Origin of the sequence: Synechocystis salina LEGE 00031 (assembly GCF_015207985.1) — a bacterium.
Classification (GTDB): domain Bacteria; phylum Cyanobacteriota; class Cyanobacteriia; order Cyanobacteriales; family Microcystaceae; genus Synechocystis; species Synechocystis salina.
In genome coordinates this window covers 44,681-60,601 of the sequence record NZ_JADEVV010000022.1, presented here as the reverse complement: position 1 = coordinate 60,601, position 15,921 = coordinate 44,681, and the positions used below count along the sequence as shown (strand labels likewise).

The following is a 15,921-nucleotide window of genomic DNA, read 5'->3' as shown; positions in this document are numbered from 1 at the left end:
TTCCAATAGTTCCCCCAAGGGTTCCCGCTAACATGGTCATGTAAGTTGCATACTGTTGATCCAACTCTGCATCAGTGGCATTCCAGTTAAAGTTCCAGAGGTATCGCACCCCCATTTGAACCTGGGTCATAATGCCGGTGAATGTCCATAGAAGCCCGCCGCCAATGGCATTAAGGAGAAAGCCAGAAACTCCTGCTCCAAACTTGTTAACTTTGTTGAAAATTCTGACTAGCACGTTTCCGTCTTCGTCTTCATTTTGAGTTTTTGCGCCGCCGATCGCCCGAATACCATCTAAGGTTCTGGTGGCCAGGGTGCGAATCTTGCCAGAATTTAAGTTGCTTAAGGACAAGTTAAGGCTACTCATTTAATTAAGTAATTAAGCTGAATCTGTAGTTTGGGAACCCAATCGTTTAATTCGTGGGCGTTGTCCCAATTCTCGCCCATAGGGTTTCGTTTGTCCCTCTGCGGCCCAGGCTCCCTGGCCAATGAATCCCCATTCCACATCTTCTAGGAAGCGGTCAAAATCGTCTTTTTCTTTGGGCTGATCTGAATTGCCGTCGTTATTTTTGTCTGGGTCTTTGGGCGTGATGCCCATTTCCTTGGCAAAATCTTTTAAGCGAGAAAGCATCTGCCCATCGCTTTTTCCAATGCCTTCAGTTAAAGCGGCTTTCACAATGGCATGAATTTCTTTGATTAGCTCAAATTTGGCTTCAAAAGTTAACTTGTCGCTAAATTGAGGCATAGCCGTGGGCACTTCCGTTGGTTTAAGAAGCTGTTGCCAACTAATAGGCTGACTTTCCTTTGTTTGCAACAAAGGATTGTAGGTGTACTCAACGTTTTGTGTCACATCCTTAGATTCAAAGCCCAGATAATCTGCCACCGCTTCAATCCAAGCATTAGCGTTGACTGCCACCGCTTTTGTACTGCCTATTTCGGTCATTGTACGAGTGAGCATTTCCACCGCTAAATCGTTAGTGGTTTTCTCTGCTAGATTAATCCCTAATATTTCGGCGATCGCCTCAGCTAAATTTGGAACCTTAACGGTTTTAACAATTAATCCGTTACTTCTCCGATAACTAACCATTTTGTCATTTCGGAGATAGAAGGGCAAATCGGAAACGCCAGGAGGGGGACTACTTTCCCACTTTTTAAATTCGTCATCCATGTCTAGCAAGTCATTTTCGGCAATCTCCATGGTGATGGGAAATTTGCCGATCAATTCGTCAAGGGCTTTGGTTAGCCACAACAGCAATTGGGGGACAGATTCGATTTGTTGGTATATTTCTTCATCCGCTTTTCCCTTAATGTCTTCTGGCTCCAATAGCAAACTAATGGGAACCGAAAACGGGAATTGGTCGGTTGCTAGAGCCCTTTGGATCTGCTTAATTCCGCCACCACTGTTTTCCAAAACAATCCGAGGGACTGAATCTTTTAAGCCCTGCATTAAATTAGAAATGCTTGTTGCCAATCCAGCCCCGCCCACTCCGGAATCTACTTCGGCTTGCCATTCGTAATAATTGCGCTGATTAACAGCAGATATGGGGCTAATATTTAGAGCCTGATAGGTTGTCCCTCTGGGAATCATAGAAAGAGCATTGCGGCTTCTAATCCACATATTGGCAAAAGCATCAGCAGGGGCCTGGATGCCGTACATTAACGCCACACCCTGGTTATAAGCCCGCAGATCCACTGCCCACAGCAATGCGCCTTGATCATAAAAATCCCCAACTTGAGGCCCTGGATTTGGTGCTCCGCCATTTTTTGCTATCCACCATGCAAAAGCATCAGAAGAAGCCTGAAGGGCCACTTGAGATTCGCCTGCTTCCACCATGTAATCCCATTCAGGCATTTCCAAGGGAGCTTCAGAATGGTTATCTACCATCAGCCGCCCAAACTGAAAAAGTCCTTTAACTGCCGTTGGTTGGTGTACTTCTGGTTTTTTTCGCAGTTGATTGTAAAGCCATGGCCCAGGAAGCCACTGCCACCAATTTGGAAATCCTGCCTGCGGTTGAATATAGGCTTCCTGAACGGTTGCTGTTGTTCGTATGGTGGGCGGGGGATAAAAATTCTTCCCTGGGGAGGGTGCTACTGGAGCCGGTGGCAAGGGAACTTGGTATTCTGTGTCTCCCACTGGTACATAAGCTTTAGGGGGACGGTATTGATTGGTTTTTTGCCGTTCCGCATCTTCAATGGCCCGCCTCTCTTCGTCGGCGGTGATTAATTGCGGAGTGAAAAAATCAGCAATTGAATTGCCAAGTTTCCAGCCCCAAAGAAAAGGATTAAGTCCCATGTTTTTTACCTGTAAATTTAAGCACTTGCGCCGCCAACGTCTGGATCAGGTTCTGCCCCTGGCTCCGGTGATGGTGCAGAATTATCTTCTCGAAAAGCAATTGAGGCCCCCACTACTCTGCTTAAATTGATTAAAACTAGCCCGATCAGACTCGCTAAAGTGGGGGATTTTTCGTCTAATTCAGGGCACGGCATCACTCCCCCCTCTTCCCCAAGAGCAGAAGGGGAGACTCCCTTAACTGCGGCAACGTGGCAGGGCAACCCCAAAGCTCTAAGAATTTCCTGCAACAAGAAAACAGATTTTATGCTCTGATTTTGTAGCTCGTTAATGCTTTTGGAGTGGGAACCCAACATATAGAGGCAATCTGCCAAACATTCCCCTATGCTGTCGTAATACACGATCCCAGTTCCATCAATCTTGGGAACCATAAGGTCTCCACCGCCCCAATACTTGGTCAAATCATCCTGAATGGTGTCAAAAATGCCTCCGATATGAGGAACCCGCATTGCGCCCCCGGGGGAAGTGCTGGCAACTTGCAAATTACCTTGTTCATCGGTGGTGGTGGTAACTTGCCGGGCCCGAACTTCAAACAAAGCATCACAGACCATTCTTTGCCCGTAAGCGTCGTTGACTTCACGGACGGCGAATTGCCCGTTCCTTAGACTTTGATTGGCGTTAATTGTGGCAATGTAATCCGCATCAACCCAGTTAGATTCTGGCTGGGGAATGTTTTTGCCGTCTTCATTGAAAGCGATGCCAGTGGCATAGGCCAGAGTTTCCAGGTATCTCCCCAAGTTGTTAAATCGTTTTTTCTCTGGGTCGCTGGGGTGGACTCCATAGCGATCGGCCTCCAATGCCGCATGAATTTCTTTAATTCTTGGGGAATCTGTCATCATTATTTCCTCTAAATAAGAAGATTCACTTTCTAATTCACTTTCTAAAAATTCTACTATTTCATCAAAACTAACAGTGTCTTGTTGAGAATCATAAGAATCTAAAGGCGTATAAGTAATTGAATGCAAATCCATGGGGCCTAAAAATAATGCGTATCCTGTCCCTGGGTGTAAAGCCAAGCTTTTGCTGGGGGGATAACTGGCATCAGGATATTTTGGAAGTGGTATAGGGTTTGCAATGTTCGCTGTTGTATAGGCAATAGGTTTATTCCTGTTTACGTCTACCTGTTTAGGCATTGGTTTTTCAGCAATCGACCCATATTCAGGTTTTAGCAGTGGTGGAAAGCCTAAATCTTCTAATTCCAATACTTGCCCCCAAGGATTATTGTTTGCAAATAACAATCCTGCATAATGAAAAGCACTGTTACGCTGTGCAAATTTTACTTCTAACAAACGACCATCAGCACCTTGTCTAGGTATGGGCACTAACATTCCAAACCTAGCTCCCACAATTGTAGTTAAATTAATATCAAAGCTTTCTACCCAAGCCGCTAGCCTGGAAGACATAGCAGAATAAAGAAAATCATTAGATTCTCCCTCTTCCTTTAATCTTCCATTGGTTATCACCAAGGAAAAGTTAGCCATATCTATCGGCACTGTAAAGATATATTCTTTTTCTTCGTCAGTAGGATTGCTAACACTAAAAGACCTTCTTTCAAAAATCCTTAATGATGCTTGTGAATTAACACCTGTTTTTCCAGGTAATTTATCGTTGGGAGCATCAACGGGGATACTTGTTTCTTTACTTATGGTCAACCAAGTAAGGTATAGCGTTTTCTTTGGTTCAATGATTAATTCTATTTCTTCTGGTTCTTCTAAGGGGAAAGGTTGAGGGTTAGATACAATTGGCGGTGCCACGGTTAGTGCTTCAAGGTTTTCACCAAAAGCAGTATGGAGTAGTACCCCAGCGGGGGCACTAACATTGCCAAAGTTTACATAGCGTTCTACTGATATTTTTTCGGCAAATTCATAAGCCTTTTCTGCCCAGCCATTACACCACGGCAAATCATGGGGAACATAGCGGTCTATTACGTTCCAACCGTTAACTATGAATCTAGGACTATAAAAATTTGTATGGTGCATACTCAGCAAATCGTGAGTTTGCCAATTGTCTAAGACAAATAACGCTGGCTTAACTTCAAAATTTATAGGGTCAAATTCAATAGTCATTTGTGAACAAGTTAGGGGAATGGATTAAGGGAATTTGGCACAATGCGGTCAATAAAACAGATGGAATCCCCGAAAATGCCATGGCTTTCTAGGGCACCCAATAGCCCCAATACTTGCCCACTTATTTTTTGGGCAAAGAGTATGTCATAGGTTTGGTCTGGGTCGAGGAATTGCATTATGCGTAGCGCCCCCCAGTTGCTTCTGTTCCACTGGTGTTACCAGGAAAGTAACTAACACCACCACCGTAAGTATTAATTACGCCATTGGTAGCTACGTCATATCTTTTTCCTGTTGCGCTACCTGAAAAATTAACAAGGTACGCAATTACACTACCTGTAGTATTAGCAGAAATAAATTGCCCAGAGAAAAAAGGCGTATTTGTAATTGTTATTACTTTAGATAATGCTTGGTAAACTGACACCCCGCCTTGGGAAAGAATATGCTCAAAAGCTCCCCCAGAGATTGTATAATTGTTAATTACATTTACTGTGCCATTTGTAATCATAATATGTCTTGCACTGGTACCCATTGCGCCAAAAATTATATTACCAATCTCAATAGATCCTCTAAGCAAACTAATACCATTACCGCTTGAGCTTGAATTCAGTAAACGCAAGCCCTTTATTGAAATTGGCGTACTACAAGAAACATTGATACAATCACCAGATGACACATTTATTGTTGCGTTAGTGGGTGTATTAATGTCTCCTTCTATAATTAAAGACGATAGACCTACAAAAGTCTTATTTATAGTTAACTGTGTAGTAAATGTCCCTGTAATTTTTATCGTTATGATGTAACCATTCCCATCTACCTTAACAGTAGTTTCCAATGCTTTGTCAATGGTTTTAAATGCCCCGCCAGCGGTATTGCTCAGACCATCATTGCTGTCATTGCCATCAGTAGTCCGAACGTAGTAAGCGCGATCAGCGGTCAATAATTCCCGACCACCGCCAGGGCCAGAGCCGGGGCTACCCGTGCCGATCGCCTCTACGATGCCGTTTTCATCTTTTTTGTAGATCAGCCCATCCAGAGCAGAAGCCCAGATTATGAGCTTGTCTGGGTCTGGGGTAGCTGGTTCTGACACCAAATCAAGGATTAAAGCCCCGGCCGCCGACACTGAACCGGCTGGCCCGGGAACGGTAGAATCTGCCCCCGGTGGCCCGGCTGGCCCTGGTTCCCCTTGCGGCCCTGGTGGCCCGGGAACGGTGGAATCTGCCCCCGGTGGCCCGGCTGGCCCTGGTTCCCCTTGCGGCCCTGGTGGCCCCGGAACGGTGGAATCTGCCCCCGGTGGCCCGGCTGGCCCCGGTTCTCCCTTCAAACTTTCCAGCCATTCTGCCCTGGTGCCCAGATAACCTTCCGCCTGGGCAATAAAAAACGCATCCTGGGCGATCGCCGCCACTGCCCCAGAATTTAATGCCACATATTGACCGGCCACCCGTTGCACTCCGGCAACCAATTGGAATCCCGATAACCCTAACGCTTGGCGATCGCCTGGTAATTGGCAATTGATGCGTAATTGCCCATCCCCATAGCGGGGGTCAATTTGAATATAGTCCCGGCCATTAGGATGCAGGGAAGCCGATAGGGTGAGCAATGCCCAAACCAGTAATTGTTCTGCCGTGGTGAATGCTTCGGGGATGTCCAGGGATGATAGGGCCGGTTCCGTTTCCAGGCTGGGGGGAGTGGTGGGAAAAGTGGGAGCCGTGGCAGTTAGAAAGGGCAAAACATTGGAAAGCAATTCCCCGCCATCGTCTCCATAATCCCCTTCCAAATTGAAGCGACAGGAAAAATTAATGGTGCTTTTTTCTTCTTGCTCCTGGGTTTCCTGGTTGAATAATCGCCGCTGTTGGAGAGTAACGGCGATCGCTTCACTAACCGCTGAAGTGCTGGGAAGATTACCCAACAATTGGGAAAAGTGTAGTCCCAGGGCCACGATTAACCTTTCTAGGGAATCAATATTTGCATCGGCTAGGGCTTGGGCGGTGGGGATTGCAACCATGGGGGAAACCTAAACACTAAATCAAGTGTAATTGGTTGTCGCATTACGCTACCAGTGGGGGCTTTTAAGTTTGTGGGGAAATTTCTATGATTAGGAATTACCACTCCCGAAAATTATGTTTATTCCCGGCTGGAAAGACTTACTAAAAGCCCTTTGGGTAACCCTTCTACTTGCGGCATGGACAGTATTCTTACGGGTGGGAGCAGTATTTTCTGTCTTCACCTACTTTTTCACCCATCAAGATTGGTTATTTTTAGGGCTAATGGCTTTTTTGGTGTTGGGACTTCCTCCAATTATGGTGGCTTCAATTCACCATTTCTTTTTTGGAAAGCGGGCTTCATGGCTTCCGGCTTGGATTCCCACTGGGCCCAGTTGGTGGGAGGCGTTTTGGATCTGCTTAGCTGGGGCAATGGGAATAATTCTGGTCACCTTTGCCATGTTGATGGTAATGGGATTTGTCGCTCTAATAACTGACTATTCCTTTTTTGATGTTCCTGTGGAAGAAATTTCTGAAAATCCCTATGTTTCGGGGGGATTAGGAATTATTTGGTTTTGGACGGTTGCCATAATCCTGAAGCTCCAGCGGTGGTCTAACCGGCCCAAAGAAAAACCCCCAGCGGCAACTGAGGGAAACACTAAATAAATGCCGAACGGTTCGGTATCTACGGGTTGGGGAATATGCCAAAGAATTTTGCCGCTCCACCAATTAGGGCAATAATTACGGCTGTCAGAATGCCCCGGTTGGTAAATTCCTGATTTTCCAGACGCTTACCAATGCCGGTGGTTTTTTCATCAAGGGTTTTAACCTGCCCTGAGAGCTTTTCGTCAACAGATTTGATTTGCCCTGAGAGCTTCTCATCAAGGGCTTTGATGTCTCCCTTAATTTCTACCTGGGAAACTTTAAGGTCATTCAAGTCCCCTTCCATCCGCTCTAGTCGTTGCTCTAGTCGGTCGAACCGTTGGTCTAGCTTGGTAAAAATTTCTTTTAGGTCTGTCTCAATGGTGGTCATTAGCTTGCCTTCCTATCGGTAATTTCGGGAAACTCCATAATTACGTCTTCCCACGACATCCCCGCATCGGTCAGCAATTTGGAGAGCATGACAAACTTCACCAGCCAATCTGGGGTTTCAACGCCTCGCTCTATTCGAGAAATAGCCGTTTGATGACAGCCCAAGAAAGAGCCAATCTCACGCTGGCTTAATCCTGTGCGTTCTCTGACAAGTTTGAGCATACGGGGATTAATGGATTGCTTTTCCTTCGCTTCCATTTTACTATTTATCTATGCTCTGAGAGCATAGCTCCGTTAACTGACGTTGACTGGGTTAAAAGCCAGAAGGCAGACAGGCTCAAGTTTTCCAGGCTTTCCTGTCTGTCCCATGGCTAACAAAAACGCCCACTTATTTCTAAGCGGATAATTACATTATATTTTTCGCTGGGAATCTGTGGGAACCGCTCCGTTATCTCCTACTGCAATGGGGCACTGGCCCCTTTTTCCCTATGAACCTCCATTACTCACTTTTCCGCTGTCAGTTGCCCGACGGCGTGACCAAGATTCTGAACCTAGATGCCATTGCCCAGATCACCATCTACCAGCAAAACAGGAACTTGCATTGGGTCAGTTGTTTAGATGGTGACGCTTTCCAGATTGAGGCAAGCGAAGGTGATCGCCTTGTACAGGCCTGGTCAATCCACCAAACAGCCCAGTACGCCAGTTACCACGCTGGGGAGTTTATTCCCAATGGCATACCAAGTTTTCCGCTAATAAAAAACGCATTGATGATTGATACCTATCTGGCTGATGCGGCTCACAACGCCCACTTAGTTCCTGAAGAAGAATAAGACACAAAAAAAGGGAGGGTTTTAACGCCTTCCCTTTCCTATAAACCACCATTTGTACACTGCTGGTTTTGCAATCTTTTACCGTACACTTTACTTAGCGATAATTATACCATGCAAATTGATACGACACAACATTATTTACAGTTAAAAGCTTTAGGCTATAACGACGGAGACACTATTTTTTATAGAGAGTTTCCACCCAAGGGTGGCAAGGGTTCCGCCGTTAAAAAGCAAAGAATTTTACCCAGTATTTTACAGGAACAAAATGCCAATAAAGGGTTGTATTTTGTGGTTAATGGACAGGGGCAAACAGACAAGGAAATTTCCACCTGTAGAGCGTTCTTTGCCGAGTGGGACGATCGCCCCATGGAGGAACAAGAAGAACTGTGGCAAGAAAAGGGATTTCTGGAACCTACCTTTCAGGTGCGTACTAGAAAGTCAATCCATTGTTATTGGGTTTTAAGTGAGCCAATCCCCGTTGAAGAATGGAAATTCTTACAAGCCAATTTGCTGAATTTACTGGATGCTGATCGCACTTTGAAAAATCCCAGTCGAGTGCTACGGGTGGCCGGCGGTTGGCATATCAAACCGGGGGAAGAGCCGGTTAAGTGTGAGCTGATCAACCCCACCGATCGCCGCTATACCCAAGCAGAAATTGAGCAAGCTTTGGCATCCTCATTAATGAGGATGCCAAAATTGACAGACCATTTTCCACTTCCACAAAAGCCAAAACCTAAGCCAACGAAAAAGGCGATCGCCGGGGATAGCCCCTTGGATGATCTGGAAAGGGACAAGCAACTAGCCCTGGAAATTCTGGAGCAATTGCCGCCGACAGTTCCAGACAGTGGAACCTATGGGGAATATAGGGAAATTGCCGTGGCCCTGAAAAATATTTTCAGTGAGCCGGAAGCGATCATGATGATGACCGCCCATTCCCCAGAGCGGAACTGGCAACAAATTATCCCCAGTAGCAACGGCGATTTTGGCATTGGCACTCTGGTTCACCATGCCAGGGCCATGGTTGGTTGGGATTATCCCCAATGGTGGAAAGATTCAATGAAATCGGAGGCCAAACCAGGGGCCAAAAAAGTTGAAGTTACCACCACCATCCCATTGCAGGAACCCAGCGTATATGACGACTGGGAAGGCATACCGGGCCAGGAGGGCAAAGGGGAATCCTACAAAGATCCGGCTGTTTCTTGGAAAGAAAAAGCTTACCTTGACTGCTTTTCGGATGCTGAATATATCAGCTTTGGGGATGAATCGAAGCTCGGCCTATACCGCTACAACGGGCAATACTACGAAAAATTTAGCCGTGCCGAAGCCGAAGCCCTGTTAATCGAATGGGCCTACCAAAACCCGGTTAAAGGAAAAAATGGGAAATGGGTAGCCGCCCACCTATCCCCCACTTCCATCAATGGCGCTTACGAGTGGACGCTGAAACGCAAGCGGGTCAAAGATGACCTAATTAATCCACCGGGAATAAACCTGGCCAATGGTCGGCTGATTATCCAATGGGACCAATCCACCCCAACGGCGGTGATAGAACCCCACAGCCCCAAAGTTTTCTATACCTATTGCTCCCCCGTCAAATATGACCCCAATGCCAACCCCGAAAACTGCGATCGCCTTTTAAGCTGTATCTCCCCAGCAGAGCAGACCATTTTCCTGCGATCCGTGGCCCTGGCGTTTGATCTGGAAAATTTCCGACGCTTCACCGGCCGCCCCCGTGCCCTATTCCTAGAAGGGGTTGGGGAAAACGGTAAGGATTCCCTGCGGTTAGTGGTTGAACAGATTTTTGGCCAATTCATGGTGGATACCGCCCTGAATAATTTCTACCAATTTGAGCAAGGCCAAATCGGTGGACTTGCAGACCTTGACGGGGCATTGGTGAGCTGGGCATCGGAAAACAGCGACCAATACAAGGTGGAAAAACTAAAATCCCTATTCCGTCTGATTTCTGGAGAACAGGTCAAAATCAACCCCAAGGGAAGGGACGAGCGCACCATCCGCCCCAATGCAGTCTTTTTCTTCAACGTCAACGAAGCCCCCCGCATGGATGGTTCCTTGAATGCCATGACCTCACGGTTTTGTGTGATTCGCTTCCAAAAATCCTTTAAGCGCAATCCCAACCCCGACGACGACCGGGAAATGAAAGCTGACCCCCGCTTCAAATACGATCCGCAGTGGGTGGAAGAAAATGTTTCCCCTGCTTTTCTGAATCGTGTTCTTGCCGAAATTCCGGCGATCGCCAAAGATGGCATTCCCTACGAAGGGCTGGATCATTACTTCCACGAAATTCGCAAAAAATCGAATCACCTCTGGGAATTTGTAGAGGAAGTCGGAATCGTCGAAGCCCAGGGCGAAAAAATTTACATATCTGATCTGTGGTTAATCCTGCGGGAATGGTATGAAGCCAATGGAACGTTAGAAGTAATTCAGCCTGAGACGGACAAAGGACGACCTAAATTAATCTGGCACGAGCAATTAAAGCGTTTTGATCGTCCAATCAAGGGAGCTAACCAAATTTTCGACGCTTTCAGCCAATTATTCCCGAAAATTACCAAGCAACGGGAGACGATCGACCGAGATAAAAAAGGTAGCTTTTATCTTGCTGGACTCAAACTAGATAAAACTGCTTCACCAGCTTCACTGCCTTATTCCATAGGGGTTACAGCTTCACCAATGTCTTCACTTTCCTTCACTTCTTCTTCACCAGAGAAAAAAGAAGAAGAAGAAAAAAGAGGAGGGCAAAAAGTTGGTGAAGCAGTTGGTGAAGCAGTTAGTGAAGCAGTTGACGTTCTGAAACCCTTGCCAGATGGACTGGTGAAGCAGGTGAAGCAGTTTGAGGGGGTTTATGTCTCACCAGAAATTTCCAACGGGAAAAAAGTGGAATTAACGGACGTTCAAAAGGTGATTGGGCGGGCGATAAAAGCCGAAATGAAGCGCCTAGAGTGGGATAAAGCAGAAATAAAGCGTGTTTGCCATGAAAGGTATGGCAAGGCAGGATTTATGCAACTTGAGGAATCAGAACAGCTTGATTTAATCAATTACATGGAGAGTTGGAATTAGTCATGGACATTAATCAGCAAATTGAAGAGATAGCAAAACTTCCCCTTAATTCTTTCAAGGGGATGGAAATGGAAGATCGGATCAATGGCACAAGTCAAATGGTTTCTGATTTAGAGAGATTGGCGATCGACGATGGTTGTATTGCCGCCGCTTTTGCCCTAGACCTGATCAATGTGATCGCCAATCTTAATCCGGTGAATAACTCCGACTAGCTCCCAGGTAATTTTTGTAAATTGTCCCCGGTGAATTGCCAACATAACGGCTAACATCCGCCGGGGAATCCCCCGCCAAAATGCGCTCAGTAATGAAGGTATGGCGAGTTTGCTTGGGGTTCCGGTACTCAATCTCTGGAAATTCCGCCAAAACGCCAACCCAGGCCCGAGTGGCAAAGTGATTCCAACTTATGTATTCACCATCTGGCGATGGGAAAATAAGAGCATTGCTTATACAACACCCCACAGCGGCGATCGCCCTTTCATTGAGGATGATCGTCCGTTTTTTTTGAGTCTTGAGCCGGTGGGAAATTTCCCCATCGCTGTAAGTCCGTTGAAAGGTCAACTTATTGCCCCGCAAGTCCCCCCATTCCAGCGGTATCGCCTCCGAGGGCCGGCAACCAGTAGCAAAGAGAAAATCCACCAACCGCCCATAATGCCCATAGTGGGGACTTGAATAAAAACCCTGAATGATTGCCTCCTTTTCCAGGGGATTGAACGGGTTAATGTCTTCCTCATCATGCTTAACGTGAATTTCCCCCGCCATGCCCTGAAACGGGTTTAGCTCAATTAGTTCAGACTTCACCGCCCACTCACAGCAAGCATTGAGGTTTTGGAGAATCTTCTTAGCCTGTTCCGTCGTGGTGTTGGTGATAATCCAATCCCGAATGGCTATGGCTTGGGATAACCGGGAATCTTCCAACCTGGTCAAGAAATTCATCCGTCGCCCGTAATCAATTTTGAGAGTGGTAGGAGCCAACTGGGGAGCCTTGAAAGCCCTGTACTTTTCCCACAGCTCCTTTAAGTCTGCCTCCGAGCGTTGCTGGCGTAATTGCATTAATCTTTCCTGGGCATCGTCGATCGCCAACTGGGTTTTGTGCAAACTGCCCCCATACTTGGCCAAAGTTGGGTCAAATTGGCCCATGGCAATATCGGCACTGATCAGATTAGCCACTGCCTCAGCTCGTTTTTTGTCGATCGCATTTTCCCAGCGACCCCCAGGTACCGGGGTCAAACTGTAACGTTTCTTCTGAAATGACCATCTAAGCAGGATGGCCCCGTTGTTATTCTGTGGGGTAATTTTCTTGGGCATCGGGCAAAATTCCTCGCAAATTTCAGAACGGCTTGTCCTAAAATCTGCCATAAATCTGCCATAAAAGAGAAAAGCTCTCAGAGTAAAAACGCTAAAAGCCTTAATATATCTACTTTTCTATAATTTCTGTACGAGTTCTGAAAATCCTCGTGTCGGCGGTTCAAGTCCGCCTCCTGGCATATCAAAACACTAAATACAGCAAGGGTTTTAGCTCGTAATTTCTTTTTTATTACGAGGCTATGGTTTGACGCCAAACTAGTCTGGGCGTTCAACTTTTTTGGGTTTTGGCACTGTTGGCAATCTACAGATGCAGGGAGCCATACCTATTCCGGAGTTTTGTACGGCTGAATTGTCGGGACTATTTTTCCCCATCCGTAATGGCACTTTCTTTCTCGTCGAAGGAAGAAGCCCCTGCCATTAACCACTGTTGCTGGGGCACCCCAATGGCAATTTCTTGGGATTCAAAAGCTACCCTTACCCTTAGTCGCAATTCCCTGGCCACGTCCCACTGTTCCCCCGGCAGGGTCTTAAGCCAAATACGAATCCGAATGCCCTGATGAGAAACTTCTTCAATGCCCTTTAGTTCCGGTGCCTGGAGCATTTTGGGATGCCACCATGGATCGTGATATAAACCCAACGCCACCTGTTGCAAAACGGCGATCGCCTTTTTGGGGTCAGCATCAGCCGCCACCATAACGGAATAATCTACCCTGGACCAATCCTTAGTCTGATTACACACCGTACCGATGGCACCGTTAGGAATGGTGACTAAATCCCCGTTCGGACAACGGATACGGGTGACAAATAAATTTGTATCTTCCACCACCCCTTCAAATTCGCCGATTAGCACAAAGTCGTTGATGGCAAAGGCATCGCTCATCAGATTGGAAATGCCAGCAATTAAATCTTTGATTAAATTTTGGGAACCAAAAGACACCGCAAAACCAATAATCCCGGCCCCTGCTAACACCGTCGCCACCGGCACATCGAATAAACTGAGGGAAAAAACTAAAGCTGTAAAAATACAGACCACTAAATTAATGCCCCTAACGGCGCTACTGATGGTGTTAATTCTGATTTTACGTCTAGTGTATTTAGCAGTTTGTAAAATGGCATAGTCACTTTCCAAGGTATGGAAAAAAGATTCAATTAGAAAGTCGGATATTCTAATTAAAATTATGGCGGATAACCAAATTAAAGTGAGGGAAATGGGGGTGCCGGATAATTGTTTACCCAACCTTCTACTATCAGGAAAAACCTGCAACAAAAAAGCACTGCCACGGATCCAAATAATAAATATGAAAAAAATCAATAATCTCCGGCTGAATACCACTTGTTTGAGGCGATTTTTAAGAAAATCGTAAAAATCTTTGCCTTGAAAAAGTTCGAGAATATTTTCAAAAATCTTTTGGTTATCTAAGGAAAAATTAAGCGGCGGATTTTTTTTGCTATCTCCCCGATTAATGTCGCCAAATAATATGGCCTTACAATAGGCGCTCAAATAGTAAAGAAAAATGGCTATCCGGTCTAGGACTTGAAAAGCGAAGGAGTAACGGGGAATTGTGACAATATCGTTGAAAATGGCCGGGTCAATGTGATTGTAGTCAAAATCAGGGTTTTTCTCCTCGGCTTTAATCAAACAATTGATGGCCATCTTGATCAGATAAATTCTATGGCCTAACCAACGATAAATAAATAGTACTGTCAGGGAAACTGTGATCACAACGGAGACAATCACCAAGGCAACTCTGGTTTGTTTTCTTCGAGCTTCCGGTTGGCGTTCTTGCTGGGCCCGCAGTAGAGCATTACGCACCTGGTCTACGGTTTCCGAAGCTAGGTCTTCCGGGGTGAGGGCATATAAGTCAGCATCGGCTTTGGTAATAGTGCGGAGAATTTGGGGGCGGAGATTTTTGTCATCGCTAATTTGAATAATGATCGCCCCATTGAGAATGGAACTAGCAACGCTTAAGGTGTCTGGATCAAAGCCCCGTTGAATAATTTCTTTAAATTTACTTTCAATTCGTTGTTGACGATAAACAATCGGACTTAGGGCGGAGCCTCCTTCTTTATCGGTGTTACCCGTGGGTACAGCAATTAGAAAAATTGGCTCTCCATCCACCCTAACAGTGGTGTAGTCTAGGTTGCCAATGCTACCGGACAAATTTGGATCGAAACCCAAACTAAAAGGCCTATTTTGGACGGGAGAATTAAGATCTATGGGTTCTACTTGATTGATTGCATCTGGTAATTGGCTGAAAAAATTTTGTCCCTGGGCTGTACCTATGGTACAAAAAAAGACGAGGAGAGTAATGGTAATTAATTTGAGCAAATTCAGTCCTTGATGCCAACGAATATAACCTTTGTTATTACTTAGATGAAGTCTGACGACGAATAAATTCCAAAGGGAGATTATCACTGTCGGCAATGAATGTAACTTCATAAATGTGATCACCGATTTGTTGTTGCTGGGGAGCCAAAAGAATTTTTAATGGCTCAACTTGTTCTGGATTGGTTTGATGGGCCTGGCTGAATTTCTGACTGAGACTCGTCAACCATTCCGGTAAACTTTCCACCTGGTCTGTTAAATCAAAAGAGATATGGTAGTAGCCCACATAATGTTCATCGGCGAAGGCATCGGGGGCTGGTTTCGGTTGGGGAATTTGCATTAATTCAATGCGTCCCCCCAGGCCAGTCAACCAGCAGGCTAGGGTATAACCAGTGGTGAACCTTTCTCCCACGGTAAAACCCAATAGTTCATAAAAGGCGATCGCCCGATGAATATTAGCAGTACGAATAGAAATATGGTGCATGATGCTCTATGCTGGGGGAGTTAAGGGGGAATTAACTTTTCAGCGACGCTCAATTCACTACAACCTTACCAATGTCTGAACTGAAAATCCTAATTGTTGACGATGAACCCCACATTGTAATTCTCCTGGAAGAGGTGTTTGAGCTTTTAGAAGAAGATTACGGGGTGGAGTTATTGACCGCCATGGATGGGGAAAAAGCCCTGGCTTTGGCAGTGGAACATCAACCCCAATTGGTGATTTTGGATGTGATGTTACCTAAAATTAGTGGTTTGGCGGTTTGTCAAGGAATTAAGGAAAATCCTGATCTAGCGGGCACTACGGTGATTTTGCTCACTGCTAAAGGGCAACAATTCGATCGCCAGGCCGGGTTAGCGGTGGGGGCGGATTGCTATGTGACTAAACCCTTTCGCCCTAGGGATTTATTGGCCCAAGCGAAGGAAATTCTGGGCATTGATCAAGATTAATCCCCGGTTTTCAGGT

14 protein-coding genes and 1 pseudogene are annotated in these 15,921 nt (G+C 45.9%); 5 read left to right on the top strand and 10 right to left on the bottom strand.

The window, feature by feature from the left end:
• The 5 genes and pseudogenes from IQ217_RS09450 to IQ217_RS09430 all read right to left on the bottom strand — a co-directional run.
• Positions 1–364 (bottom strand): annotated as a pseudogene (locus IQ217_RS09450) (hypothetical protein); the annotation flags it as partial.
• A 12-nt stretch (positions 365–376) separates the two neighbouring features.
• Positions 377–2,290: a hypothetical protein gene (locus IQ217_RS09445; RefSeq protein WP_194019741.1), complete on the bottom strand. Its 1,914-nt coding sequence runs from the start codon at positions 2,288–2,290 to the stop codon at positions 377–379.
• Positions 2,291–2,307: 17 nt separating this feature from the next.
• Entirely contained in the window at positions 2,308–4,413 is a 2,106-nt protein-coding gene (locus IQ217_RS09440) for a hypothetical protein (RefSeq protein ID WP_194019740.1), read from the bottom strand.
• Positions 4,414–4,424: 11 nt separating this feature from the next.
• Complete coding sequence (locus tag IQ217_RS09435; protein ID WP_194019739.1) at positions 4,425–4,589, bottom strand: hypothetical protein; 165 nt, start codon at positions 4,587–4,589, stop codon at positions 4,425–4,427.
• The gene (locus IQ217_RS09430) at positions 4,589–6,415 is read right to left on the bottom strand and encodes a hypothetical protein (protein ID WP_194019745.1); all 1,827 of its coding nucleotides are present in this window, start codon (positions 6,413–6,415) and stop codon (positions 4,589–4,591) included. Before IQ217_RS09430 ends, IQ217_RS09435 begins: the two co-directional genes overlap by 1 nt.
• A gap of 115 nt (positions 6,416–6,530) precedes the next feature.
• Between IQ217_RS09430 and IQ217_RS09425 the strand changes: the two genes are divergently transcribed.
• Complete coding sequence (locus tag IQ217_RS09425) at positions 6,531–7,058, top strand: hypothetical protein (protein WP_194019738.1); 528 nt, start codon at positions 6,531–6,533, stop codon at positions 7,056–7,058.
• 19 nt (positions 7,059–7,077) lie between these two features.
• On the opposite strand, the gene IQ217_RS09420 is transcribed toward IQ217_RS09425, so the two are convergent.
• Both IQ217_RS09420 and IQ217_RS09415 read right to left on the bottom strand, forming a co-directional pair.
• Positions 7,078–7,425 (bottom strand): hypothetical protein, encoded by a 348-nt coding sequence (locus IQ217_RS09420; RefSeq protein WP_194017187.1) that lies wholly within the window; start codon positions 7,423–7,425, stop codon positions 7,078–7,080.
• Positions 7,425–7,682, bottom strand: coding sequence for a helix-turn-helix domain-containing protein (locus IQ217_RS09415; RefSeq protein ID WP_194017189.1), 258 nt, complete (start codon positions 7,680–7,682; stop codon positions 7,425–7,427). The genes IQ217_RS09420 and IQ217_RS09415 overlap by 1 nt, the downstream gene beginning before the upstream one ends.
• A gap of 230 nt (positions 7,683–7,912) precedes the next feature.
• Between IQ217_RS09415 and IQ217_RS09410 the strand changes: the two genes are divergently transcribed.
• From IQ217_RS09410 to IQ217_RS09400, 3 genes are all read left to right on the top strand, one after another.
• Positions 7,913–8,254 (top strand): hypothetical protein, encoded by a 342-nt coding sequence (locus IQ217_RS09410; protein ID WP_194019737.1) that lies wholly within the window; start codon positions 7,913–7,915, stop codon positions 8,252–8,254.
• Positions 8,255–8,365: 111 nt separating this feature from the next.
• Positions 8,366–11,326, top strand: a complete 2,961-nt coding sequence (locus IQ217_RS09405; protein WP_194019736.1) for a DUF5906 domain-containing protein — start codon at positions 8,366–8,368, stop codon at positions 11,324–11,326.
• Positions 11,327–11,328: 2 nt separating this feature from the next.
• On the top strand, positions 11,329–11,538 hold the full coding sequence (locus tag IQ217_RS09400) for a hypothetical protein (protein WP_194019735.1): 210 nt from the start codon (positions 11,329–11,331) through the stop codon (positions 11,536–11,538).
• On the opposite strand, the gene IQ217_RS09395 is transcribed toward IQ217_RS09400, so the two are convergent.
• The 3 genes from IQ217_RS09395 to IQ217_RS09385 all read right to left on the bottom strand — a co-directional run bounded on the left by IQ217_RS09395 (position 11,513) and on the right by IQ217_RS09385 (position 15,441).
• Positions 11,513–12,631 carry a tyrosine-type recombinase/integrase gene (locus IQ217_RS09395; RefSeq protein WP_194019734.1) on the bottom strand — a complete coding sequence of 373 codons (1,119 nt, stop codon included), beginning with the start codon at positions 12,629–12,631 and terminating at the stop codon, positions 11,513–11,515. The two genes, IQ217_RS09400 and IQ217_RS09395, sit on opposite strands and share 26 nt — an antisense overlap.
• 358 nt (positions 12,632–12,989) lie before the next feature.
• Complete coding sequence (locus IQ217_RS09390) at positions 12,990–15,071, bottom strand: mechanosensitive ion channel family protein (RefSeq protein ID WP_199309844.1); 2,082 nt, start codon at positions 15,069–15,071, stop codon at positions 12,990–12,992.
• Complete coding sequence (locus tag IQ217_RS09385; protein WP_194019733.1) at positions 14,998–15,441, bottom strand: VOC family protein; 444 nt, start codon at positions 15,439–15,441, stop codon at positions 14,998–15,000. The genes IQ217_RS09390 and IQ217_RS09385 overlap by 74 nt, the downstream gene beginning before the upstream one ends.
• 71 nt (positions 15,442–15,512) lie before the next feature.
• Here IQ217_RS09385 and IQ217_RS09380 point away from each other — a divergent pair, with 71 nt between their 5' ends.
• Positions 15,513–15,905, top strand: coding sequence for a response regulator (locus tag IQ217_RS09380; protein ID WP_190599673.1), 393 nt, complete (start codon positions 15,513–15,515; stop codon positions 15,903–15,905).
• Positions 15,906–15,921: the final 16 nt, after the last annotated feature.

Bases quoted from the DNA above. Each gene is read 5' to 3' on its own strand.
- IQ217_RS09445 (WP_194019741.1), bottom strand. From the start codon at position 2,290: ATGGGACTTAATCCTTTTCTTTGGGGCTGGAAACTTGGCAATTCAATT.
- IQ217_RS09440 (WP_194019740.1), bottom strand. From the start codon at position 4,413: ATGACTATTGAATTTGACCCTATAAATTTTGAAGTTAAGCCAGCGTTA.
- IQ217_RS09435 (WP_194019739.1), bottom strand. From the start codon at position 4,589: ATGCAATTCCTCGACCCAGACCAAACCTATGACATACTCTTTGCCCAA.
- IQ217_RS09430 (WP_194019745.1), bottom strand. From the start codon at position 6,415: ATGGTTGCAATCCCCACCGCCCAAGCCCTAGCCGATGCAAATATTGAT.
- IQ217_RS09425 (WP_194019738.1), top strand. From the start codon at position 6,531: ATGTTTATTCCCGGCTGGAAAGACTTACTAAAAGCCCTTTGGGTAACC.
- IQ217_RS09420 (WP_194017187.1), bottom strand. From the start codon at position 7,425: ATGACCACCATTGAGACAGACCTAAAAGAAATTTTTACCAAGCTAGAC.
- IQ217_RS09415 (WP_194017189.1), bottom strand. From the start codon at position 7,682: ATGGAAGCGAAGGAAAAGCAATCCATTAATCCCCGTATGCTCAAACTT.
- IQ217_RS09410 (WP_194019737.1), top strand. From the start codon at position 7,913: ATGAACCTCCATTACTCACTTTTCCGCTGTCAGTTGCCCGACGGCGTG.
- IQ217_RS09405 (WP_194019736.1), top strand. From the start codon at position 8,366: ATGCAAATTGATACGACACAACATTATTTACAGTTAAAAGCTTTAGGC.
- IQ217_RS09400 (WP_194019735.1), top strand. From the start codon at position 11,329: ATGGACATTAATCAGCAAATTGAAGAGATAGCAAAACTTCCCCTTAAT.
- IQ217_RS09395 (WP_194019734.1), bottom strand. From the start codon at position 12,631: ATGCCCAAGAAAATTACCCCACAGAATAACAACGGGGCCATCCTGCTT.
- IQ217_RS09390 (WP_199309844.1), bottom strand. From the start codon at position 15,071: ATGAAGTTACATTCATTGCCGACAGTGATAATCTCCCTTTGGAATTTA.
- IQ217_RS09385 (WP_194019733.1), bottom strand. From the start codon at position 15,441: ATGCACCATATTTCTATTCGTACTGCTAATATTCATCGGGCGATCGCC.
- IQ217_RS09380 (WP_190599673.1), top strand. From the start codon at position 15,513: ATGTCTGAACTGAAAATCCTAATTGTTGACGATGAACCCCACATTGTA.